This is a genomic window from Paraburkholderia sp. RHO2 (genome assembly GCF_050955445.1).
Taxonomy (GTDB): domain Bacteria; phylum Actinomycetota; class Actinomycetes; order Mycobacteriales; family Mycobacteriaceae; genus Prescottella; species Prescottella agglutinans_A.
In genome coordinates, this window is the sequence record NZ_CP162617.1 from 3,209,673 (window position 1) to 3,233,240 (window position 23,568).

Below are 23,568 nucleotides of genomic sequence, written 5' to 3' on the forward strand. Positions count from 1 at the left end.
GACAGGAGATCCTGCCGTCCGCCCGGCGCGTGGCTATTTACTCAGGTCGCTCAGGCCTTCGCGATGGTGACCCGGACGCCCTCGCCGAGATCCACAACCGCGTCACCGCTGACGTCGCCGAGCTCGAGCGTCGTCGCAAGGATCTCACCCGCGATCAGATCCCGGTGACGCTCCGCCCACTCGACGCGCTCGGCCGGCACCTGCAGCGTGACCGAGATGCGGTCGGAGACCTCGAGTCCGGCGTTGCGGCGCGCGTCCTGCAGTTCGCGGACCCGGTCCTTGGCCCAGCCCTCGGCCTCGAGCTCCTCGGTCACCTGCGAGTCCAACACGACGAGGCCAGCGCCGTCCGGCAGCGCCGCCGTCGACTCGGGCTCGGCCGCGACGAGGCGCTGCGTGTACTCCTCGGGCAGCAGTTCGATACCCGCCGCCGACACCACACCGTCCGTCTCGGTCCAGTCGCCGGCCTTGACCGCCTTGATGACGGTCTGGACGTCCTTACCCAAGCGCGGACCGGCGGCACGCGCATTGACGACGAGCTCGAACCGGCCGTGCACGTCGACGTCGTCGGTGAGATCGACCTTCTTGACGTTCACCTCGTCCGCGATCAGGCCGACGTACGGGCGCATCTTCTCCGCATCCGGCGACGCGACGGTGACCTCGGGCAGCGGCAGGCGCACCCGCAGGTTCTGCGCCTTGCGCAGGCTCAGCACCGTCGAACACACGCTGCGCACGTCGTCCATCGCCGCGACCAGCTCCGGATCGGCGGGAAGCTCGGTCTCGGACGGCCAGTCGGCCAGATGCACCGAACGACCACCGGTGAGCCCCCGCCAGATCACCTCGGACGCCATCGGCAACAGCGGCGCCGCCAGCCGGGAGACGACCTCGAGCACCGTGTGCAGCGTGTCGATCGCGTCGCGGTCCTCGTCCCAGAACCGGTTGCGCGAGCGGCGCACGTACCAATTGGTGAGCGCGTCGCAGAACGTGCGCAGCTCGTCGCACGCCCCCGCGATGTCAGTGACCTCGAGCGCGTCGGTGATCGCGTCCCGTGTGGCCGCGAGCTTGGCGAGGATGTACTTGTCGAGCACGTTCGGCGAATCGGTCCGCCACTGGCCGGGCTTGGACGCGTACAGCTGCAGGAAGCTCCACGCGTTCCACAGCGGCAGCAGCGCCTGGCGGACGCCCTCACGGATGCCCTGTTCGGTGACGATCAGGTTGCCGCCGCGCAGGATCGGCGACGACATCAGGAACCACCGCATGGCGTCCGAGCCGTCGCGGTCGAAGACCTCCTTGACGTCCGGGTAGTTGCCCTTGGACTTGCTCATCTTGAGGCCGTCGTCGCCGAGGACGATGCCGTGCGCCGCAACACACTTGAATGCCGGGCGGTCGAACAGCGCGGTCGCCAGCACGTGCAGCGTGTAGAACCACCCGCGGGTCTGGCCGTTGTACTCGACGATGAAATCGCCCGGGTAGTGCGAGTCGAACCAGTCCCGGTTCTCGAACGGGTAGTGCACCTGCGCGTACGGCATCGAGCCGGACTCGAACCAGCAGTCCAGCACCTCCGGAACGCGGCGCATCATCGACTTGCCGGTCGGGTCGTCCGGGTTGGGGCGGAGCAACTCGTCGATCATCGGACGGTGCAGGTCCGTCGGACGCACCCCGAAGTCCGCCTCGAGCTGATCGAGCGAGCCGTAGACGTCGACACGCGGGTACGACGGATCGTCCGACACCCACACCGGGATGGGGCTGCCCCAGTAGCGGTTACGGCTGATGTTCCAGTCGCGCGCACCCTCGAGCCACTTGCCGAACTGGCCGTCGCGGATGTGCTCCGGGACCCAGGTGATCTCCTGGTTGAGCTCGACCATGCGGTCGCGGAACTTGGTGACCGCGACGAACCACGACGGCACCGCCATGTAGATCAGCGGCTGGCCGGAACGCCAACTGTGCGGGTACGAGTGCTCGATCGTCTCGTGGCGCAGCAGCTTTCCGGCGGCCTTGAGGTCCTTGATGATGACCGGGTTCGCATCGAACACCTGCAGGCCCTCGTACGGCGGCACCATCGACGTGAACTTGCCGCCCGGATCCAGCGGCTGCACGATCGCGATGCCGTTGGCCGTCGCGCACTCCATGTCCTCCTCACCGAAGGCCGGTGCCAGGTGGACGACGCCGGTACCGGAGTCGGTGGTGACGTAGTCGGCCGCGAGCACGCGGTGCGCTTCCTCGTGGCCCTTGCCCGGGCCGTGGAAGAAGTCGAACGGCGGCACGTACGACAGCCCGACCAGGTCGGTGCCCTTGTACTCGCCGAGCACCTCGGGGGCCTCACCGAGCTCGCGGGCGTAGTGCCCGACCCGCGCGGCCGCGAGCACGTAGCGCTTGCCGTCGGCGCCGCGCACCAGCACGTAGTCGACGTCGGGGTGGACCGCGATCGCGAGGTTGGAGGGCAGCGTCCACGGCGTCGTGGTCCAGATCAGTGCGTTCGCACCGTCGAGGTCACTGAGGTGCTTCTGGTCGCTCCGCAGGCTCCGCTCCGGCGCGGTGAGCACCATGTCGACGGTGACGGCCGGGTCCTGACGCATCTTGTAGGCGTCGTCGAGGCGGGTCTCCTGGTTGGACAGCGGCGTCTGCTCGTACCAGCTGTACGGCAGTACCCGGAAGCCCTGGTAGATCAGGCCCTTGTCGTAGAGCGCCTTGAACGCCCACATCACGGACTCCATGAAGTCCAGATCCAGGGTCTTGTAATCGTTGTCGAAGTCGACCCAGCGAGCCTGTCGAGTCACGTAGTCGCGCCACTCGTCGGTGTAGCGCAGCACCGACTGCTTGCAGTAGGCGTTGAACTCGGCGAGGCCCATCGCGTCGATCTGCGACTTGTCCTTGATGCCGAGCTGCTTCTCCGCCTCGAGCTCGGCCGGCAGGCCGTGACAGTCCCAGCCGAAACGGCGGTCGACCTTCTTGCCGCGCATCGTCTGGAAACGCGGGACGACGTCCTTGACGTACCCGGTGAGCAGGTGGCCGTAGTGCGGCAGGCCGTTGGCGAACGGCGGGCCGTCGTAGAACACGAAGTCCTCGGCACCGTCGCGGTTCGCGATGCTGGCGCGGAAGGTGTCGTCCGCCTCCCACGCCGCGAGCACCTTCTGCTCGAGCTCGGGGAAGGAGACGGCGCCGGTGGCGCGGCCGCCGACGAGATCGACGCGGGGGTACCCGTCGTTCGTCCGGGGAGAGGTGGATTCGTTACTTGTCACCGCGTGGCTCCTCGTGCCCATCTGCCGGCACGGGGACGACGACGACGCCCTGTGCGTCGCAGCCGCGGTACCACCCCGCTTGCCCGCCGTCGCGCATGCGAGACGAGCCGCTCGATCAAGGCTGTGACGGGCCCACCCGTTCGGGTCTAGTGAGTCGACTGCACATCGCGCGGAGGCGCGACACGCAGAGTCGACCGTTCTTCCGAAAGCTCCCCGGTGATGGCCGGATCAACGCCATGTGTGCGTTTCAGTCTAGCCCTGAGCCGAGTTCCGCCCGGAATCGCCCGGGTCCGACTCGACGTCGCGGCGATGACCGAACGACCGATGCCCGGTCTCCCGGTCCGGTGCCGCGCCGGTCGAATCCGCGGCAGGCGCCGTCCTCCTGCTCGCCAGTGCACTGACGAGCAGGAGGACGGCACCTGCGACGCAGATCGCGATGCATCCCCACGCCCAGACAACGGAGCCCGTCATCAGGGCGACCACCAGCAGTGCGAACCCCACTGCCGCGAGGACCAGCGTCATGACCAGCACGATTCACCCTCTGCTCGAGAGCCGGCCGGCGTCGGCTCGGTCAGTTGTTTCCCTTGGCGAACTGGCCGAAGCCGGACTGCGAACCGGACTGCCCGAAGGCGTCCTGGCCGCCGTCGACCGGCACCGCCGAGCCGCGCTGCTCCAGCTCCTCGAGCTGCGACTCCAGGTACGACTTGAGCCGCACACGGTACTCACGCTCGAACGTCTTGAGCTGCTCGATGCGGCCCTCGAGGACCGAACGCTGCTGGTTGATCGTCGCCATGATCTCGGTGTGCTTCTTCTCGGCGTCCGCCTGCAGCGCGTCGGCCTTCTCCTTGGCCTGGCGCAGCTGGGTCTCCGAGCGGGTCTGCGCATCCGAGAGCAGCGAATCGGACTTCTGCTTGGCGTCCGCGACCATCGTCTCCGACTTGGTGCGGGCATCGGTGACCAGACGCTCCGAGTTGGTGCGGGCGTCGCTGAGCAGCTGTTCCGCCTCGACCTTGGCGTCGCCGGTCAACCGGTCCGCCATCTCCTGCGCGAGACCCAGGACCTTGGCGGCCTGCATGTTGGCGTCCTCGGACGGACGCGGCGCCGCGGCGGGCACCGGTTCCGGCTTGGGCTGCTCGACGACGCGAACCGGCTCGGGCTTCGGAGCCGGCGCCGGGGCCGCCGCCGCGGCCGGACGCGGAGCCTTCTTCGCCTCGGCAAGCTCCTGATCGAGCTCGCCAACGCGCTGACGGAGATCGGCGTTCTCCTCGATGAGTCGCGTCAGCTCCTGCTCGACGAGATCGAGGAAGGCATCGACCTCATCCTCGTTGTAGCCACGCTTCCCGATCGGAGGCTTGCTGAACGCGACGTTGTGCACATCAGCTGGAGTCAGCGGCATGGAAGGATCCCTTCACGCATCATTTGGCGGTCTAGCACGCATTCAGTTCTAGCGCGTTGCGCGTACTCGTTAACCATTTCGTTACTCGTCACACTGTAACTGCGGGTCATTCTGTCACACCAAACCCGAAGGTGACGCCAGTCCCGACACGACCTGCATGAGGATGAACAGCAGAAAAAGCAGCACCATGATCGACAGATCGAGCCGTACCCCGCCGAGCGAGATCGGCGGGATGAGCCGGCGAAGAAGCTTCACCGGCGGGTCGGTGACCGTGAAGATCACCTCCAGGACGACCACGACGAATCCCGTAGGGTGCCAGTCCCTTGCGAATACCCGGATGAACTCGACGATGATCCGTCCGATGAGCAACAACCAGAAGATGAACAGGATCACGTAGATCACCGAGAACACGGCCACACCTTCACTCTGCCTGACGACAACCGGTCGATCAAAACGATTCGACGAGCCGAGGTACGCGTCACACAAGCGGTGCAGTGTGACGCGATTCTCGGCCGCGGGAACTACTTCTGGTTGTAGAAGCCGGTCTCCGCGATGCGGCGCCGCTCCTCGGCGGACACGTCGATGTCGGCGGGCGAGAGCAGGAACACCTTGGTCGCGACCTTGTCGAAGGAGCCGCGGAGCGCGAACGCGAGCCCGGCGGCGAAGTCCACCAGCCGCTTGGCGTCGGCGTTGCTCATCTCGACGAGATCCATGATCACCGGCGTGCCGTCGCGGAACCGCTCACCGATGGTGCGAGCCTCGCCGTAGTCCCGCGGACGCAGCGTCGTGATCTTCGAGAGCGGACCGCCCTCGTCGACCACCGAACGGCGGCTCTCGAGCCGATCCATCCGGGGGTCGACGGCCAGTGCGCCCCGGGTCGCGCCGCGCGCACCCGCGCTGGGCGCCGGACGGGACGGCCGCGCCGGGATCGGCTCGACCCGCGCGGACTGGCGCGGTGCCGGTTCGTAGCGGTCGAAGTCGTCGTCGACCTCGTCACGACGGCTGGACGGGTAACCGGGCTCGGCGTACTCACGGCGAGCGGGCCCGGGCTCGTCGATGTAGTCATCCTCGAATTCGTCGAGGGGAACCATGCCGAAGTAAGCCTTGAACTTGTGCAGAGTGCTCATTGATCGACCTTCCTGGGCGCGGCGGACGGGTACTGATGGAACCTGCGGTCGACCGCAGAGATCTTGGCGGGTGGACTGGCGATCGTTGTGTGGCTGATGTTCATGGTGTGACTGGTGATTATTTCGAGACTACCGGCGGCGGCCGAGGATGGCAGTTCCGACACGCACACACGTCGACCCGTGGCGGACCGCCGCTTCCAGGTCACCGGTCATCCCGGCCGACAACTCGGTGGCGCCCGGATGGGAAACCAGCAGGTCAGCGTGCACGACCTGGAGACGCTCGAACGCCTCGTCGGGATCGGATCCCAGCGGCGGCACAGCCATGAGTCCCCCGAGGGACAGATTCGACGACCCCGCGACGTGATCGGCGACCGCGACCAGCTCCGCGACCGGGACACCGCCGCGGGCCGGATCGGCGTCCAGACTCACCTGGATCAGCGCGCGGAGCGGACCGGACCGCACACCCTCGTCCCGCGCGGCGCCCACCGCGGTGTCGAGGGCATCGGCCAGTCGGACGCTGTCGAGCGAATGCACCGTGTCGGCCCAGCGGCCGACCGATCGGGCCTTGTTTCGTTGGAGACGGCCGATCATGTGCCAGCGAACCGGATCCACGACTTCGGGCGCCGACCGGACCTCGGCGATCTTGTCCCCCGCCTCCGGCTCGCGTGACTCGCCGAACTCCCGGCAGCCGAGCCTGTAGAGAATCCGAACATCCGACGCCGGGAAGAACTTCGTCACCGGCAGCAACATCACCTCGGCCGGATCGCGACCGGCAGCGGAGCAGGCCGCCCCGAGCCGGGCGCGCACCTCCGCCAGCGCCGACGCGATGTCCTCGTGCCTACTCATCGGTGCCATCGTCCAACCAGATCCCGTCACTCGTCTCCGGACGGATCCATCCAGATCACGGCGGCCAATCGGCCGGTGGGGGCACCCCGACGGTGACTGAACAGCGTCGGGTCCTCGATCGTGCACCGCGGATCCTCCGCCACGCCCGAGATCCCTGCCGCGAGCAGCTGCCGACGCAGTCCCGCACGCAGATCCAGTCCGGGCGTGCCCTTGGCGGTCCGTGTCGCGCTGCCGGGCAGGAACTTCTCGACATCGGCCTGCATCGCGGCCGGCACCTCGTACTGGCGGCCACTCGCGGCCGGGCCGAGGAAGGCGCCGATCCGCTCGGGCCGGGCGCCCTGCTCGATCATCGCCCCGATGACCTTGGGCACGATGCCGATCCGGGCGCCGATCCGACCGGCATGCACCGCCGCGATCACACCCGCCTCGTCGTCCGAGAGCAGAATCGGAACACAGTCCGCGCTCAACGTCACGAGCGCGAGACCGGGTTCCTTGGTCACCAGGGCATCCGTCGCCGGCACCGGGCCGTCGACCGGCCCGTCGACCACCGTCACGTTGCGGCTGTGGATCTGTTCCATCCACACCAGCCGCTCGAACGGCAACCCGATGCCGTCGGCGAGGCGACGACGATTGGTCTCCACGGCCGCCGGATCGTCACCGACATGGTCACCGAGGTTGAACGATTCGTACGGCGCCGCGGACACACCACCGGCACGAGTCGTGACGACCCGCCGGACCCGGACACCCGTCACGGAAACCCCGCTCAACGGCGCATGAAGGAAGGAACGTCGACGTCGTCGTCTTCGCCTTCCTCGTTGCCGACCGGCACGACGCGGGGCGCGGGGCTCCCCAGCGGCGGCAGGCTCGACCCGGTGGGCGCTCCCACCGGCTCGCGCGGAGCCGCCGGGGCGGCCGGTGCCACGGGCTCGGCCGGAGCCGCAGCGGCATGTGCAGCCGCCGCGGGACGCTCGGACTGGCCGACCTCGCCGGCACGCCCGGCCCCGATGTTGCCGCGACCGATCGCGGACTGGACCTCGAGGGGACGTTTGACCGGTGCCCCGCCGTCGAAGCCGGCCGCGATGACCGTGACCCGGACCTCGTCGCCGAGCGAGTCGTCGATGACTGTTCCGAAGATGATGTTGGCGTCGATGTGCGCGGCCTCCTGGACCAGCGACGCCGCCTCGTTGATCTCGAACAGGCCGAGATCGGAGCCGCCGGCGATCGAGAGCAGCACGCCCCGCGCACCCTCCATCGACGCCTCGAGCAGGGGCGAGTTGATCGCCGTCTCGGCGGCCTTGATCGAGCGCCCCTCGCCCCGCGCGGAGCCGATACCCATCAATGCGCTGCCCGCACCGGACATGACGCTCTTGACGTCCGCGAAGTCGACGTTGATCAGACCCGGCGTGGTGATCAGGTCGGTGATGCCCTGGACACCGTTGAGGAGCACCTCGTCGGCGCTGCGGAACGCGTCCATCAGGCTCACGGCCGCATCACCGAGCTGAAGCAGCCGGTCGTTGGGGATGACGATCAGGGTGTCGCAGGACTCGCGCAGCGCGGCGATACCGGACTCGGCCTGCGTGCCACGGCGCTTGCCCTCGAAAGAGAACGGGCGGGTGACGACACCGATCGTGAGGGCGCCGAGCTTGCGGGCGATGCTCGCGACCACCGGGGCGCCGCCGGTGCCAGTGCCGCCGCCCTCGCCCGCAGTGACGAAGACCATGTCGGCACCCTTGAGGACCTCTTCGATCTCGTCCTTGTGGTCCTCGGCAGCCTTGCGGCCCACCTCGGGGTCGGCGCCGGCGCCCAGACCGCGGGTCAGTTCACGCCCGACGTCGAGCTTGACGTCGGCGTCGGACATCAGCAGGGCCTGCGCATCGGTGTTGACCGCGATGAACTCGACTCCCTTGAGTCCCTGCTCGATCATGCGGTTGACCGCGTTGACGCCGCCGCCGCCGATACCGACGACCTTGATGACGGCGAGGTAGTTGTGCGGGGGCGTCATGGGCTCTCGCCTTCCGTTGAGTGGGTTTCGCGCTCGTTCTGGGGTCAGTGTCGGAAAACCCTCAACCTCAACCACAGGGTTAAGGTTATGTCAAGTAGTCCAGTGGTGCGAAACGCTATGCAGTGCCAGAGCGTTCCGCCAGCAGGCGCGCCGACACGCGCCAAGTTTTTGCGGGGCGCGAGGCCCCCGAACCGGTATCGGCGCGAGGCTCCGCGTCACCCGTCACTTTACTGTGGGCAACTCGGGACTCGACACATCGAAGATCCGACCGGGCTGTGTCAGAAGCACGGAGACGACCGCCGACTTCCTCTCGGAACCGTCGACACCGCCCCACACCACGACACGGCCGTCCCCCAGCGTAACCGAAACACTCGAAATCGTCGGTGCCGCAACCTCGGAGACCTGCGCTCGAATCGACTCCGGAAGCGCCTCGAGCACCTGCAGCGCAGCCTGCGTCGCGTGGTCATCGTGACCCGGGGTGGGAGTGACCAGCCTCGGCACGCCGAACGGGGGCGGCTCGATCGCGAAGTCAACACCGGTGGTGTCCATCAGGTGCTGCCCGTCCGGGGAATCGAAGTACACCACGGGAATCCGCTCGGTGACCGTGAGCTTCACCGTCGACGGATACTCCCGCTGCACCCGGGCCTCGGCCACCCGCCGGATCTCGGCGACCCGGCGCGCGGCCGCCCCGGTGTCGACCTGCAGCAGCGGCGTTCCCTCCGCGACGCCGAGGACGCTCAGCGCCTCCTCCTCGGTGACCACCCCGTCGCCCACGAACTCGATCTGACGCACCGACATCAGCGGGCTGAACCACAGTGTCGCGAACAGCGCGACCACCACCGTCACACACGCCCCGACGATCAGGAAAACCTTGCGACGCAACGAGCGGGCACGTTCACGCTCGGCCGAACCACGGCCGGGACGGCCGTCACCACCCGCACGCTCCGTCGACGCCGAACGCTCCCGGGTACCCGTCCGGGTGCCGCCGCGCCGATCCCGGCGGGCGTCCGGACGTCCGCCGCGCGATCGACCCCGGCCGTCGGCCGTCACTGCGACCCCGGACCGGATCCCGCTGCCCCGGAACGGCGGACGTGATTGGGCCGGGCGCGCAGCGCGTCGAGGATCTGCCCGCCGAGCATCGTCACGTCCCCCGCCCCCATCGTGATCACGACGTCACCGGGCCCGGCGATGCCCGCGACCTGACGCGGCACCTGGGACCGATCGGGCTGATAGTGAACGGGTTTCGTCATGCCCTGCGCGACCAGCGCACCGCTGACCCCCGGGATCGGCTCCTCGCGGGCGCCGTACACGTCGAGCACCACCACCTCGTCCGCGAGATCGAGGGCCTCGCCGAACTCCTGCGCGAACGTCACCGTCCGCGAGTACAGGTGCGGCTGGAACACCACCACGACGCGGCCCCGCTGCGGATCCTCGGCGACGAGTTCGCGCGCGGCACCCAGCACCGCACGGACCTCCGTCGGGTGGTGGGCGTAGTCGTCGAACACCCGCACGCCCTGCTCCCGGCCGGTGAGCTGGAACCGACGATGGACACCCCCGAAACCCGCGAGTCCCTCGAGCAACTCGTCGACCTGCGCGCCGGAATCCAACGCCGCGAGCAGCGCGGCGAGGGCGTTGAGCGCCATGTGCTGTCCGGGTACGCCCAATCGGAGTGTGCGCGACTCCTTCTCGCCGGCGAGCCGGATCACGGCCACTCCCCCGACGTCCCGCGCCGTCCACGACAGCAGTTCCGCGCCGACCGGAACGCCCTGCGCCGCCGCGACCGCCTCGGAGGTGCCGTAGCCGAGCACCCGGACGTCGCTGCCCGACTCGACCGTGCGACGCGCGAGCGCCGCCGATCCCGGGTCGTCGAGGCACGCCACCAGGAGCCCGCCGGGCGCGATCCGCGCGACGAAGTCGTCGAACACCTGAACGTACGCGTCACTGCTGCCGAAGAAGTCGAGATGGTCCGCCTCGATGTTGGTGACCACCACGACGTCCGGGTCGTACTGGAGCAGCGAGCCGTCGCTCTCGTCGGCCTCGGCCACGAAGACCTCGCCCGAACCGTGGTGGGCGTTGGTGCCCGCCTCGTTGAGCTCGCCGCCGACGGCGAAGGACGGATCGAATCCGCAGTGCTGCAGCGTGACCACGAGCATCGACGTCGTCGACGTCTTGCCGTGCGTGCCCGACACCAGCAGCGTCCGGTGTCCGCGCATCAGCGATGCCAGGACGGCGGGCCGCAGGATCACGGGGACGCCGCGTCGCCGCGCCTCGACGAGTTCCGGGTTGTCCTTCGGGATCGCCGCATGGGTCGTCACCACCGCCGTCGGACCGCCGGGCAACAGGTCGAGTGCGCCGGCGTCGTGCCCGATCCGGACGACGGCGCCACGGGCCCGCAGCGCGAGGACGCCGCGGCTCTCCTTCGCGTCCGACCCGGACACCTGCCCGCCACGTGCCAGGAGGATCCGCGCGATGCCGGACATGCCGGCACCGCCGATGCCGACCATGTGCACCCGCTCGAGACCCGCGGGCAACTGCTCGCTCATCGATTTCCCCTTGCTACGTCTACAACGATCTGCGCGACCGCGGCGGCCGCGCTGCGGTGACCCGCACCGGCAGCGGCACGGCCCATCTCGTCGAGCCGCGCACGGTCACCGAGCAGCGGGACGACGGTGTCGGACACGTACCGCGGCGTCAGGTCGGCGTCCGCGACGATCATCCCACCGCCCGCGGCCACGACCGGCTGCGCGTTGAGTTCCTGTTCGCCGTTTCCGTGCGGCAACGGCACGTAGACCGCGGGCAGCCCGACCGCCGACACCTCGGCGACCGTCATCGCCCCGGATCGGCAGATCACCGCGTCGGCGGCCGAATAGGCGAGGTCCATCCGGCTCAGGTAGGGCACCGCGACATACGGCGCCGCCGGATCGGATGCGACGTCGACCGAGTTCTTGGGGCCGTACGCGTGGAGGACGGAGATGCCCGCGGCGGCCAACTGCGGCGCCGCCCCCACGACCGCCTCGTTGAGCGAACGGGCACCCTGGGAGCCTCCGAAGACCAGCAGGACGGGGCCGTCGGCGGGCAGCCCGAAATGCTCCCGGGCCTTCGCCCGCAACGCGGCTCGATCGAGACCGGTGATCGACGACCGGACCGGGATACCGACGACCTCGGCGTCCTTCCGGCCGCGCGCGGCGACGCCGGACCCGGCGACCGCGGCGAGCACCCGCCGGGCGCGGCGGGCACCGAGCTTGTTGGCGATGCCGGCGCTGGCGTTCGCCTCGTGGATGACGATCGGGATCTTCCGGCGGCGGCCGAACAGTCCCGAACCCGCCGCCAGATAGGCCGGCAGCGCCACGTAGCCACCGAAGCCGACGATCACGTCCGCGTTCGTCCGGTCCAGGACCTCCCGGGTGGCGGCGACCGAGCGACGGATCCGCCCGGGCAGCCGGAGCAGGTCCATCGTCGGCTTACGCGGCAGCGGCACCGGCGGGATCAGCTCGAGCGGGTAGCCGCGCTCCGGCACCAGCGTCGTCTCGAGGCCACGCTCGGTTCCGAGTGCCGTCACCACCGCTGACGGATCGAGGACACGGATCGCATCCGCTACCGCCATCGCGGGCTCGATGTGGCCTGCGGTGCCACCACCGGCCACCACCACCGACAGGGCGGCATTCTCGCGGTTGTCGCCGTTCACCTACGCATTCCTCGCTCTCCCGGACGGGCGTCACGCGATCGTGCCGCCCGCCCACGTTCCGAAACCGGGTCGTATCCCCGGTGTCCTCGATTGTCGTCCACCCGGCGGCCGCCGTCCGACTGCCGCCGGCGGGGGTCGTCGTGGCGCACGCCCCGAGGTTGCGGCCGGGCTGCCCGATCGGCACGCGCCGGTTGCACTCTCTTGCTCTCCGCCCGGCGCACGACGGCCGCACCCCGCGGCCGCGGCGGGATGTACGGGGCCGGCTTCGGCAGCCGCAGCATCCGCGACACGCGGCCGTCCTGGCCGTTGTGCAGCGCCGCCACCGCCTCCGGTTCGTGCCGGGCCGCGTTCGCGACCAGACCGAACATGAGCAGTGTCGTGGCGGTCGAGGTGCCACCTGCCGAGACGAGCGGCAGCTGGAGTCCCGTCACCGGCAGGACACCGACGACGTAACCGATGTTGATGAAGGCCTGGCCAGTGATCCAGGCCGTCGCGGTCGCGGTGAGCAACTGCAGGAACGGATCCGCCGATCGCCTCGCGATGCGCAACCCCGTGTACACGAACAGACCGAACAGGCCGATCACCGCGCCCGCGCCGATGAATCCCAGTTCCTCGCCGATGATCGCGAAGATGAAGTCGTTGTGCGCGTTGGGCAGATAGCTCCACTTGGCGCGGCTCTGCCCCAGCCCCTCACCGAAGAGGCCGCCGTCAGCGAGGGCGTACTTGGCCTGCCGGGCCTGATAGCCCATGCCCTGCGGGTCGTCTCCCGGGTTGAGGAACGCCTGGACGCGCGCGGACCGGTAGCCCGCCGTGAGGGCGAGCGTGACCGCGCCGACGACGCCCGCGCCGAGCACGCTCAGGAACATCTTGAGCGGCAGACCGGCGAACCACAGCAGTGCCAGCAGGATGATCGCGAGCGAGATCGTCGTACCGAGGTCCGGCTGCAGCACGATCAGCACGAACACCAGCATCGCCGCCGGCACCAGCGGGATCAGCATCTCCTTGACCGACGGGTTGTCGCGGCGGCGGGTCGCGAGCAGATGCGCGCCCCACACCGCGAACGCGATCTTCGCCAGCTCGGACGGCTGCAACGAGATCGGGCCGATGACGAACCAGCCCCGGGTTCCCTGCGACTTCGTGCCGATGCCGGGGATGAGCACCAGCACCAGCATCACGATCGTGATGCCGAACGCGGGCAGCGACCACTTGCGCAGCAACCGGACCGGGATCAACAACGCGATGTAGAAGATCACGAAGCCGATGGTCGCGAAGATCAGCTGGGAGACGAACTTTCCGTACGCCGAACCGTCCTGCGCGACGGACTCCACGCTCGACGACGACAGCACCATCACCAGGCCCAGCACCGTCAGCAGGATCGCGATGGTGACGACCAGATGGAACGACGTCAGCGGACGCGCCAGCCACGCACCGATCCGGGTCCGTGGCCCACGGTCGGCCTTCTCGGTGCGGCGCTCGTTCTCGGGTCTCATGGTCGGGATCCGGACTCCCCCGGCGGCGTCTGCTCGTCCGACAACGCGGCGGCGGCCGCCGCGAAACTGCGGCCCCGGTGACCGTACGAGTCGAACATGTCCAGCGACGCGGCCGCCGGCGCGAGTAGAACGACATCACCGGGCGCCGCGAGCGTCGCGGCAGCGCGGACGGCCTCCGCCATCACCGTGTCGGCGTCGGCTCCCGGAAGGTCGAGCCGCACCGAGGCGGGGTTCCCAGCACCCATGGATGCATCGTCTCCCGACCGGACGTGCACGACCGGGACCTCGGGGGCGTGTCGCGCGAGCGCGTCCGCGATCTGGTCCGCGTCGCGCCCGATCAGGACGGCACCGGCCAGCCGGCCCGCGATCTCCTCGACGAGGTCGTCGATGCGCGCACCCTTCAGCAGTCCGCCCGCGATCCACACGACGGACTCGTGCGCGATGATCGACGAGCGCGCCGCGTGCGGATTGGTCGCCTTCGAGTCGTCGACGAACGCCACGTCACCGACAGCCCGCACGAGCTGCGCGCGGTGCGGACCCACCCGGTGCGACCGCAGACCCGCCTCCACCGCCGCCGGTGACACGCCGATCGCGCGGGCCAACGCGGCCGCTGCCAGCGCGTCACACAGCCCGGCCGGTCCGGCAGGACTGATCTCGTCGGCCGCGATCAGCGGGACGGAGTCCGCGAACGCCCGATCGACGAGCATTCCACCGCGCACACCCAGCTCCCCGGTGTCGGGCGCATCGAGCCGGAAGCCGACGGTGTGCCCGTTGCGCGGACGCGACGCCAGTCCCGCGGCGATCTCGTCGTCGAGGCCCACGACCGCGACGTCGCCCGTCAGCGCCTGCGCCTTGGCGTCGATGTAGCCCGGCATGCCGCCGTGCCAGTCCAGGTGGTCCTCGGCGATGTTCAGCACCACGCCGGCGTCCGGGCGCACCGACGGCGCCCAGTGCAGCTGGAACGACGACAGCTCCACCGCGAGCACGTCCGCGCGGGGCTCCTGCGCCCGCAGCGCGTCGAGCACTGGCAGCCCGATGTTCCCGCACGCCGCCGACGGAATGTCGGCAGCCTCGAGGATCGAGTGCAGCATCGACGTCGTGGTGGTCTTGCCGTTGGTGCCGGTCACCACCAGCCAGCGCCGCGGCGGCCCGTACATGCGGGCCCGGTCGACCCGCCACGAGAACTCGATGTCGCCCCAGACGGGGACGCCCGCGTCCGCGGCGGCCGCCAGGACCGGCGCGTCGGGCCGGAAGCCGGGGCTGGTCACGACCAGCGCGAAGCCGGCCACCCGCTGCCGGTCGGCCACCAGGTCGGCGACCGGCACCGTCTCCGCGCCCAGCTCGGCGCACCGCGCGAGGGCGTCGGCATTGGTGTCGGTGACCGTCACCCTGGCGCCGAGGTCGAGCAGTGGGGCGATGACCGCCCGGCCCGAGATCCCGGCACCGGTCACCAGGACGTCCGCGTCCCGCAGCCGGCCCAGGCCGGCCTCGTCGAGGTACGTCTGCTCGAACGGCATGCGTCAGTCCCCGATCGCCGCGAGGTACTCGCTGTAGAACAGGGCCAGGCCGATCGCCGACGCGATGGCGGCCAGCAGCCAGAATCTGATGATCACCTGGGTCTCGGCCCAGCCGCCCAGCTCGAAGTGGTGATGGAACGGCGCCATCCGGAACACGCGCCGTCGGCTCGACCGGAACACCGCCACCTGGATGACCACCGACGCGGCCTCCGCGACGAACAGCGCGCCGATGACGACCATCAGCAGCTCGGTGCGGGTGGTGATGGACAGGCCGGCGAGCATGCCGCCGAGGGCCAGCGAGCCGGTGTCGCCCATGAAGATCTTGGCGGGCGCCGCGTTCCACCACAGGAAGCCGATGCAGGCCGCGGCACCGGCCGCGCACAGCAGCGCCAGGTCCAGCGGGTCACGGACGTCGTAGCAGCCCTTGGCGGGGCCGAGGCTGCCCGGCCCCGTGGTGCACGCGTTGCGGTACTGCCAGAACGTGATGATCACGTACGCGCCGAGCACGAGGCTCATCGAGCCGGCGGCCAGACCGTCGAGACCGTCGGTGAGGTTCACCGCGTTCGACCATGCACTGACCAGCAGGTAACAGAACAGGATGAAGACGATCGAGCCCATGCTCACCGTCGCGATGTCACGCACGTACGACAGGTGCACGCTGCCCGGGGTGAGGCCGCTGCCGCCGCGGAACTGCAGCGCCAGGATGCCGAACGCGACGGCGGCCACCAGCTGACCGACCAGCTTCGCGGTCTTGTTCAGGCCGAGGTTGCGCTGCTTGCGGATCTTGATGAAGTCGTCGAGGAAGCCGACGCCGCCGAGCGCGGTGGTCAGTCCGAGTACCAGCAGACCCGACGCCGACGGGCCCTCCGCGTCGTAGCCGATACCGATCAGGTGCGAGCCCCAGTAGCCGGCCCACAGGCCCGCCAGGATCGCGACCCCACCCATCGTCGGGGTGCCACGCTTGGCCTGGTGGCTGGCCGGACCCTCGGTGCGGATCTCCTGGCCGAAGCCCTGCCTCGAGAAGATCTTGATCAGGACGGGCGTCAACAGGATCGAGACGGCGAGCGCGATGCCCGCGGCGAAGAGAATCTGCCTCACTGCGACGCCTCCTTGTCGGTCGACACCGAACCGGTCACCGGCGCGGCGAGCACAGCGTCCGCGACCTCCCACAGCCCGATCGACTGCGAGGCCTTCACCAGCACGAGATCACCGGCCCGCAGTTCCTGCTCCAACAGAGCGATCGCGCTTGCACCGTCGGGCACGTGGACCGCCTCGTCACCCCACGAACCTTCCATCACCGCTCCCTGGTACATCGCGCGCACAGGACGGCCGGGGCCCACGAGGATCAGCTTGGTCACGTCCAAGCGCACCGCGAACCGTCCGATCGCGTCGTGCTCGACGACTGATTCTGGCCCGAGTTCGGCCATTTCGCCGAGGACCGCCCACGTCCGGCGCGCCGGACCACGCCCCGACTTCGCCATGGACACCAGCGCCTTGATCGCAGCGCGCATCGAGTCCGGGTTGGCGTTGTACGAGTCGTTGACGACGGTGACGCCGTCGGCGCGGTCGCGGACCTCCATGCGGCGCGCGGACACCGGCGCCGCCCCGCCCAGGGCCGCGGCGATCTGCTCGAGCGTCCCGCCGCACTCGAGCGCGACAGCGGCCGCTGCGAGCGCGTTGCCGATGTGATGCTCACCGTGCACCGCCAGGGTGATCGGGACGCTACCGGCCGAGCACGTCAGCGTGAAACTCGCGCGGGCTTGGTCGTCGAGGTGCACGTCGGTGGCGCGGACGTCGGCGTTGCCGGACAGTCCGACCAGCACGACGCGGGCCTTGGTGCGCTTGGCCATCGCGGCGACCAGCGGGTCGTCGGCGTTGAGCACCGCGACGCCCCCGTCGGCCGCCGACGGCAGCGACGCGGGCAGCTCGCCCTTGGTCTCGGCGATCGCCTCACGCGACCCGAACTCACCGAGATGCGCGGTGCCGACGTTGAGCACGACACCGATGCGGGGCGGCGCGGTCTTCGCGAGGGCGGCGATGTGGCCGCGACCGCGCGCCGACATCTCCAGCACCAGGAACCGGGTGTCGGCGTCGGCGCGCAACGCCGTCCACGGGTGACCGAGTTCGTTGTTGAACGACCCGGGCGGGGCCACGACCGGACCGAGCGGCGCCAACACGGCAGCGAGCAGGTCCTTCGTGGACGTCTTGCCCGACGAGCCCGTGACACCCACGACGGTCAGTTCCGACTCGGCCGCGAGTCGGTCGACGCTCGCGCGCGCCAGCTTGGCGAGCGCCTCGAGCACCGCGGCACCGGAGCCGTCGCGGTCGTGCTCGAGCGCCAGCGCCGAACTACCCGACGGGCCCAGCGGCTCGACCACGATGGCCGGGACACCGACGGGGCGGGCCGCGAGCACCGCGACCGCACCAGCAGCGACAGCACCGGCGGCGTGGTCGTGCCCGTCCACCCGCGCACCCGGCAACGCCAGGAACAGTCCGCCCGGCGTGACCTTGCGGGAATCGAACTCCACCGGTCCCGAGACGGTGGCCGACGGATCGTCGACATCGTGGAGCGTCCCGCCGACCGCCTGGGCGATCTGGGCGAGCGTCATCGGGATCATGCGTTTCCTCCGTGTGCGGGGCCTTCTCCGGAAACGATCCGATCGATCGCCTCTCCCAGGACCTCGCGGTCGTCGAATGGGTACTTCACCCCGTGGATCTCCTGGCCGGTCTCGTGGCCCTTGCCGGCGACCAGCACGACATCGCCCGGACGCGCCCAATCGACCGCCGCGGCGATCGCCTCGCCCCGGTCGCCGATCTCGCGGACCTCCCCGCGCTCGGTCGCCGGGACGGCCAACGCGCCCTGGACCAGCGCGGTCCGGATCGTGGCCGGGTCCTCGGTGCGCGGATTGTCGTCGGTGATCACCAGCAGGTCGGCGCCGCGGGCTCCGGCCTCCCCCATCAGCGCCCGCTTGCCGGTGTCGCGGTCACCGCCGGCGCCGACGACGACCGCGATCCGCCCCTCCGTCTGACCACGCAGCGTCGCGATCACGGCCTCGAGCGCCGCCGGCTTGTGCGCGTAGTCGACGACGGCCAGGAATTCCTGTCCACGCTCGACACGCTGCACCCGCCCGGGCACGTCCACTCCGCCGACACCGGCGAGCACCGCATCCACGTCGGCACCGGCCGCCGCGCACACCGCCACGGCGAGGGCCGCGTTGGCGATGTTGTAGTGGCCTGGCAGTCGCAGCGACACCTCGCGCGCTACACCGTCCGGTCCGGTGAGGGTGAAGACCTGGTTGCCCGACGGCTGGGCCTCGGCCGGTCCCGCCGTCCACGTGCCGTCCGCGCGGGTCGACACCGTCGCGACCGCGTCCGAGCGGTCCGGGTGCGCGCGACGCGCGATCTCGGCCATCCGAACGCCCCACTCGTCGTCGACGCAGATCACCGCGCGCTCGGCGCGCACCGTCGAGTCCGCCGCGAACAGCCGGCTCTTCGCGCGGAAGTAGTCGTCGAAGTCCTTGTGGAAGTCGAGGTGGTCCTGGGACAGGTTCGTGAACGTGCCGATCGAGAAGCGGACGCCGTCGACGCGGCCCAGTGCCAGCGCGTGGCTCGACACCTCCATGACCACGGTGTCGATGCCGCGCTCGAGCATCGCCGCGAACAGCGCGTGCAGCTGCGGGGCCTCCGGCGTGGTGAGGGCACTCGGCACCCGATGGCCCTCGACACGGGTCTCGATGGTGCCGACCAGACCGATGCTGCGTCCGGCGGCGGCGAGTCCAGCCTCGACCAGGTACGACGTCGTCGTCTTGCCGGACGTGCCGGTGATACCGATCACCTGCATCTGCTCGGACGGGCGACCGTAGATGGTGGCCGAGACCTCGCCGAGCACGCGGCGCGGATCGGGATGCACGACCACCGGGAGCGGTGCGACGGAGTCGACGGACGCGAGACGCGCTGTGATGGAAGCGAGCCCGGCGTCGTCGGTGAACACGGCTGCAGCGCCCGCGTCGAGCGCGGTCGAGACGAACTCCGCGCCGTGGGTGTGCGCCCCGGGCAACGCCGCGAACAGGTCGCCCGGCCGCACCGCCTGCGCGCGCAGCTCGACACCGGTGACGGTCGCCGGCTCACCTGCGCGGGCCGGCCCCGACGGCACCCATTCGATCCGGGCGCCGATCCTCGCCGCGAGCTCCGCGAGATCGGTCAGCGGCGGATTCGTGGGGCGAAGACCGCTCCCCGGCGCCGTGTCCGGCGTGGAAGGCTGCGGACTCGGAAGCACAGGCGATATGTCCTCTCGGGTCGGTCGGTACGTGCGGGACGGGTTCGATGGTTGTCGCGCGATCCTCGCCGATACGTTCGACGAAGATCGACGTGTCAGATTACCGGCGGTGACGCTCGACGGACGAGCCAGCACGTCCAGCCCGCACATTCACGTGGGAATCGTCACCCCGGCTGGTGGTCAGTCGGCCTGCAGCACCAACCGCCGACCCGGGTCCGGTGACAACGGCACACTCTCCCGCTGCAGCAGCCACGACGCGATGTTGTGGAACAGCGGGGCGGCCGACTGGCCGCCGCCGCCGTCGACGCCGCGCACCGGCGCGTCGAGCATGATGCCGATGACGTAGCGCGGATCGTCGGCGGGCGCGATGCCGGCGAACGTGATCCAGTAGTTCGAGTTCGAGTAGCACTTGCACACCGGATCGACCTGCTGCGCGGTACCGGTCTTGCCGGTGATCTGGTAGCCCTCGACCGCGGCCTGCGGCCCGGTTCCCTGCTGGTAGCCCATCGGGTCCTTCTGGGTGACCGACCGGAACATGTCGCGCACGGTCCGTGCCGTCTCCTCGCTGACCACATACACCGGTTCCGGGCGCTCGGTCTCGGTCCTCGTGCCGTCCGGCGCGACGGTCGCCTTGACGATCCGCGGCGCGATGCGCTCGCCGTCGTTCGCCATCGCCTGGTACATGCCGGTCATCTGCAGCAGCGTCATCGACAGGCCCTGACCGATCGGCAGGTTGGCGAACGTGCCGCCGGACCAGTCCTCCAGTTCCGGGACACTGCCGGCACTCTCGCCGGGCAGGCCGACACCGGTCGTCTGGCCGAGCCCGAACCGGTGCAGCATGTCGGCGTAGCGTTCCTCGCCGACACGCTCCGCCAGCATCAGGGTGCCGACGTTGGACGACTTCCCGAACACGCCCGTCGACGTGTACGGCGCGACGCCGTGCGCCCACGCGTCCTTCACCGACACCCCGGCCATCTGGATCGAGCCCGGCACCTGCAGCACCTCGTCCGGCGTGGTGAGCCCGTACTCGATCGCGGCGGCCGCGGTGACGATCTTGTTGACCGAGCCCGGCTCGAACGGCGAACTCACCGGCAGGTTGCCCATCTGCGCGGTCGGCGGATTGTTGCCGACCCCGATCGCCGGGTTGAACGTGCCGTCGTTGGTCATGGCGAGCACTTCGGAGGTCTTCGCGTCGAGCACCACGACCGAGGCGTTCTTCGCACCGGACAGGTCCTTCGCCTGCTGCGCCTGCTGCTGCACGTAGTACTGCAGATCCGAGTCGATCGTCAGCTCCACCGTGGACCCGTCCACCGCCGGCTGCAGATCGCGCCGACTGCCGGGGATCACCGCGCCGTCCGAACCGCGGTCGTGTGTCTCCTTGCCGTCCTTACCCGCGAGTGTCGAGTCCATCGAGTCCTCGAGCCCGAGCAGACCGTGGCCGTCCCACCCGGTCGCCCCGACGATGTTCGCGGCGAGGGAGCCGCCCGGGTATTCCCGGATGTCCTGCCGCTCGAGTCCGACCTCCGGGAACTCGTCAGCGATGTCGGCGGCCACCGCCGGGTCGACGCTGCGCGCCAGGTAGACGAACGTCTCCTCGCTCTGCAGCTTCGTCAGCAGATCGCTCTCGGGTGCCGTCTCGCCGAGTCGCTCATGGATACCACGCGCGATCTCCTTCAACCGGGTCTCCGGATCGGGAGCGGTCTCGTCCTTGGCGCGCAGTTCTTCCATGTTCTTGCGTTCCCGCACCGGCTGGAAGGTGAGTGACTTCGCATCGAGGGTGTACGCGAGCTTGTTGCCGCTGCGGTCGACGATCGCGCCGCGCACGGCGGGCAGCGTGACGGTGGTGGCCCGCTGGTTGGCCGCCTCCGCCGACAGCCGCGGCGCATCGACACCCTGCACCCACAACAACTGCAGTGCCACGATTCCCAACGCGGCGAGCATGGTCGCCCGCCCGTACTTCAGTCGGAACACGAACGAATCGGTGCGCCTCTGCGACGACGTCCGCCCCCGCGACCTGCGCGGGGGCGGTGACGCAGGCCTGCGCCGGCGTGGGGCTGGAGCGCGTCCACCCGGGGACGTCACTGCCGCGCACCTGCCGGGGGCTGAGTGATGACCGTCACGAGAGTCGATTGTTCACCGCGCGCCTGGATTCGACCGTCATTGACGGACTGCGGTGTGGCGGGGGCCGTCGAGGGCGTCGGCGCCGACGGATGCAGCGCCTGCGGCGACGCCTGGGGCTGCGGAGCCGGCGCTGCGGGAGCGGGCGCGGGAGCCCGGTCCAGCGGCGCGACGGGCTTGCCCTCGGCGGGCTTCGGCGTGCCGATCACGTGCACGGTGCCGTCGGCATCCAGGAGCAGCCGCGCCGGATCCTTGGCCGGGATCAGCCCCTGCTCGGCCGCCTTCTCGGCGAGAACGGGGGCGGAATTGCCGGCGGCAACCTCACGCTGGAGTGCCGCCGTCTGCTCCCGCAGGCTCTGGTTGTGCGCCCGGGCGTCGGCCAGCTGGTACGAATCCTCGGCCGACCGGGTCGTCAGCAGCAGCGTCGTCGCGAGCCCCATGCAGAGCAGACCGAGGATCGTGGCCACGAACGGGACACGCGCGACGAAGGTGCGCGACGACGACCCGAACGAGGACCGACTCGCCGCCGGCGACGCGGCACGGGTGCCGACACCGGCGGTCACCGTGGCACGCTGCTGCCGACGCTCGTACGCCCGTTGCGCCGCGGTGGACCGTCGGACCCGCGTGGCGGAAGCCACCTGAACAGTCATGCCGTCTCCCTCCTCGCGATTCGCTCCGCCGCACGCAAACGCACCGGCGCTGCTCTCGGGTTCTCCTCGATCTCCTGCTCGGACGCGCGTTCGGCGCCGCGGGTCAGAATCCGGAACTCCGGTCCCATGCCCGGCAACTCCACGGGCAGGCCTTCGGGTGTCTTGGACTTCGACAGCGGCGTCAGTTCCTGCTTGACGACGCGGTCCTCGAGGGACTGGTACGACATGAAGACGACACGACCGCCGACCGCCAGGGCGTCGAGGGCCGCAGGGACGGCCGCACGCAGCGAATCGAGTTCGCCGTTGACCTCGACCCGCAGCGCTTGGAACGTCCGCTTGGCGGGGTGGCCGCCGGTGCGGCGGGTAGCCGCCGGGATGGCGTCGTAGATGAGCTCGACCAACGCGGCGCTGGTGGTGAACGGCTGCTTCTGCCGGCGCCGCACGATCTCCGACGCGATCCGCCCCGCGAAGCGCTCCTCGCCGTAGGTGCTCAGGATGCGGGCGAGCTCACCGTGGCTGTACGTGTTCAGCACCTCGGCGGCGGTGATGCCCGTCGTGGGATTCATTCGCATGTCCAACGGCGCGTCGACGGAGTATGCGAATCCGCGGTCTGCCTCGTCGAGCTGCATCGACGACACACCGAGATCGAAGAGGATGGCGTGCACGGTGCCGGTCGAGTCGAGCCCGGCCTGGTCGAGCGCATCGACGATGCCGTCGTACCGGGTGTGCACGAACGTGGTGCGGTCGGCGTAGGGAGCGAGCCGCCCGGACGCGATACGCAGCGCCTCCGGGTCGCGGTCGAGCCCGATCAGGTGCAGGCCGGGATACGTGCGCAGGAAGTACTCGGAGTGTCCACCCAGACCGAGGGTGGCGTCGATCATCACCGCGCCGTCGCCGCGCGGGTTGTCGGCGGTGATGGCCGGTCCCAGCAGTTCGTCCGCGCGGTGCAGCAGAACCGGGACATGACCGAACTCGCCGGGGACGGACTGGTTGTCGTCCTCGCCGTCGACCATGATTCCTCCGGCTCCTGCTCGATAACTCTTGCGGGTGTGCGTTGTGCGGGTGTCGGAGGGGTGGGTTCGCGAATCGTCGGCAGCGGGTCTCCTGCAACGAAACTCGCGAACGTCACTTCTCCGGGGAGAGCGAATGCCTCGAGGTCCCTGTCCGATCGAGGAACCTGGCGCTGGGGAAGAGCGTCAGGGTCCCGGTGGTGAACCTGGCGCTG

The 23,568-nt window shown here is 69.9% G+C and carries 19 protein-coding genes; all 19 read right to left on the reverse strand.

Annotated features, from left to right (window positions below; genetic code table 11):
• Positions 1-50: 50 nt before the first annotated feature.
• Positions 51-3,236 (reverse strand): isoleucine--tRNA ligase, encoded by a 3,186-nt coding sequence (gene ileS / locus ABTV10_RS14900; RefSeq protein WP_499028112.1) that lies wholly within the window; start codon positions 3,234-3,236, stop codon positions 51-53.
• A gap of 252 nt (positions 3,237-3,488) precedes the next feature.
• On the reverse strand, positions 3,489-3,767 hold the full coding sequence (locus ABTV10_RS14905) for a hypothetical protein (RefSeq protein ID WP_499028114.1): 279 nt from the start codon (positions 3,765-3,767) through the stop codon (positions 3,489-3,491).
• A gap of 40 nt (positions 3,768-3,807) precedes the next feature.
• Positions 3,808-4,632, reverse strand: coding sequence for a DivIVA-like cell division protein Wag31 (gene wag31 / locus ABTV10_RS14910; RefSeq protein WP_433605040.1), 825 nt, complete (start codon positions 4,630-4,632; stop codon positions 3,808-3,810).
• A 114-nt stretch (positions 4,633-4,746) separates the two neighbouring features.
• A complete protein-coding gene (locus ABTV10_RS14915) occupies positions 4,747-5,049 on the reverse strand; it encodes a YggT family protein (protein ID WP_280759057.1) in 303 nt (100 codons plus the stop codon).
• A gap of 104 nt (positions 5,050-5,153) precedes the next feature.
• Positions 5,154-5,759, reverse strand: coding sequence for a cell division protein SepF (locus ABTV10_RS14920; protein WP_433605042.1), 606 nt, complete (start codon positions 5,757-5,759; stop codon positions 5,154-5,156).
• A gap of 129 nt (positions 5,760-5,888) precedes the next feature.
• Positions 5,889-6,605 carry a YggS family pyridoxal phosphate-dependent enzyme gene (locus ABTV10_RS14925; RefSeq protein ID WP_499028116.1) on the reverse strand — a complete coding sequence of 239 codons (717 nt, stop codon included), beginning with the start codon at positions 6,603-6,605 and terminating at the stop codon, positions 5,889-5,891.
• Between the two features lie 26 nt (positions 6,606-6,631).
• Positions 6,632-7,372: a peptidoglycan editing factor PgeF gene (gene pgeF, locus ABTV10_RS14930; protein WP_499028118.1), complete on the reverse strand. Its 741-nt coding sequence runs from the start codon at positions 7,370-7,372 to the stop codon at positions 6,632-6,634.
• Positions 7,369-8,607, reverse strand: a complete 1,239-nt coding sequence (gene ftsZ / locus ABTV10_RS14935) for a cell division protein FtsZ (RefSeq protein WP_499028120.1) — start codon at positions 8,605-8,607, stop codon at positions 7,369-7,371. Before ftsZ ends, pgeF begins: the two co-directional genes overlap by 4 nt.
• Positions 8,608-8,829: 222 nt before the next feature.
• The gene (locus tag ABTV10_RS14940) at positions 8,830-9,657 is read right to left on the reverse strand and encodes a cell division protein FtsQ/DivIB (protein ID WP_499028123.1); all 828 of its coding nucleotides are present in this window, start codon (positions 9,655-9,657) and stop codon (positions 8,830-8,832) included.
• Positions 9,654-11,150 (reverse strand): UDP-N-acetylmuramate--L-alanine ligase, encoded by a 1,497-nt coding sequence (gene murC / locus ABTV10_RS14945; RefSeq protein ID WP_499028125.1) that lies wholly within the window; start codon positions 11,148-11,150, stop codon positions 9,654-9,656. Before murC ends, ABTV10_RS14940 begins: the two co-directional genes overlap by 4 nt.
• Positions 11,147-12,292, reverse strand: a complete 1,146-nt coding sequence (gene murG / locus ABTV10_RS14950; RefSeq protein ID WP_499028126.1) for an undecaprenyldiphospho-muramoylpentapeptide beta-N-acetylglucosaminyltransferase — start codon at positions 12,290-12,292, stop codon at positions 11,147-11,149. Before murG ends, murC begins: the two co-directional genes overlap by 4 nt.
• Positions 12,289-13,782 (reverse strand): putative lipid II flippase FtsW, encoded by a 1,494-nt coding sequence (ftsW, locus tag ABTV10_RS14955; protein WP_499028128.1) that lies wholly within the window; start codon positions 13,780-13,782, stop codon positions 12,289-12,291. Before ftsW ends, murG begins: the two co-directional genes overlap by 4 nt.
• Positions 13,779-15,299, reverse strand: coding sequence for a UDP-N-acetylmuramoyl-L-alanine--D-glutamate ligase (gene murD, locus ABTV10_RS14960; RefSeq protein ID WP_499028129.1), 1,521 nt, complete (start codon positions 15,297-15,299; stop codon positions 13,779-13,781). The genes ftsW and murD overlap by 4 nt, the downstream gene beginning before the upstream one ends.
• A 3-nt stretch (positions 15,300-15,302) precedes the next feature.
• On the reverse strand, positions 15,303-16,397 hold the full coding sequence (mraY, locus tag ABTV10_RS14965; protein WP_433605057.1) for a phospho-N-acetylmuramoyl-pentapeptide-transferase: 1,095 nt from the start codon (positions 16,395-16,397) through the stop codon (positions 15,303-15,305).
• Positions 16,394-17,917, reverse strand: coding sequence for a UDP-N-acetylmuramoyl-tripeptide--D-alanyl-D-alanine ligase (locus tag ABTV10_RS14970; RefSeq protein ID WP_499028130.1), 1,524 nt, complete (start codon positions 17,915-17,917; stop codon positions 16,394-16,396). Before ABTV10_RS14970 ends, mraY begins: the two co-directional genes overlap by 4 nt.
• Positions 17,914-19,575, reverse strand: a complete 1,662-nt coding sequence (locus tag ABTV10_RS14975) for a UDP-N-acetylmuramoyl-L-alanyl-D-glutamate--2,6-diaminopimelate ligase (protein ID WP_499028132.1) — start codon at positions 19,573-19,575, stop codon at positions 17,914-17,916. Before ABTV10_RS14975 ends, ABTV10_RS14970 begins: the two co-directional genes overlap by 4 nt.
• Positions 19,576-19,755: 180 nt before the next feature.
• The gene (locus ABTV10_RS14980; RefSeq protein ID WP_499028134.1) at positions 19,756-21,546 is read right to left on the reverse strand and encodes a peptidoglycan D,D-transpeptidase FtsI family protein; all 1,791 of its coding nucleotides are present in this window, start codon (positions 21,544-21,546) and stop codon (positions 19,756-19,758) included.
• 107 nt (positions 21,547-21,653) lie between these two features.
• Positions 21,654-22,343, reverse strand: coding sequence for a cell division protein FtsL (gene ftsL / locus ABTV10_RS14985; protein WP_499028136.1), 690 nt, complete (start codon positions 22,341-22,343; stop codon positions 21,654-21,656).
• Entirely contained in the window at positions 22,340-23,356 is a 1,017-nt protein-coding gene (gene rsmH / locus ABTV10_RS14990; protein WP_499028138.1) for a 16S rRNA (cytosine(1402)-N(4))-methyltransferase RsmH, read from the reverse strand. Before rsmH ends, ftsL begins: the two co-directional genes overlap by 4 nt.
• Positions 23,357-23,568 lie beyond the last annotated feature (212 nt).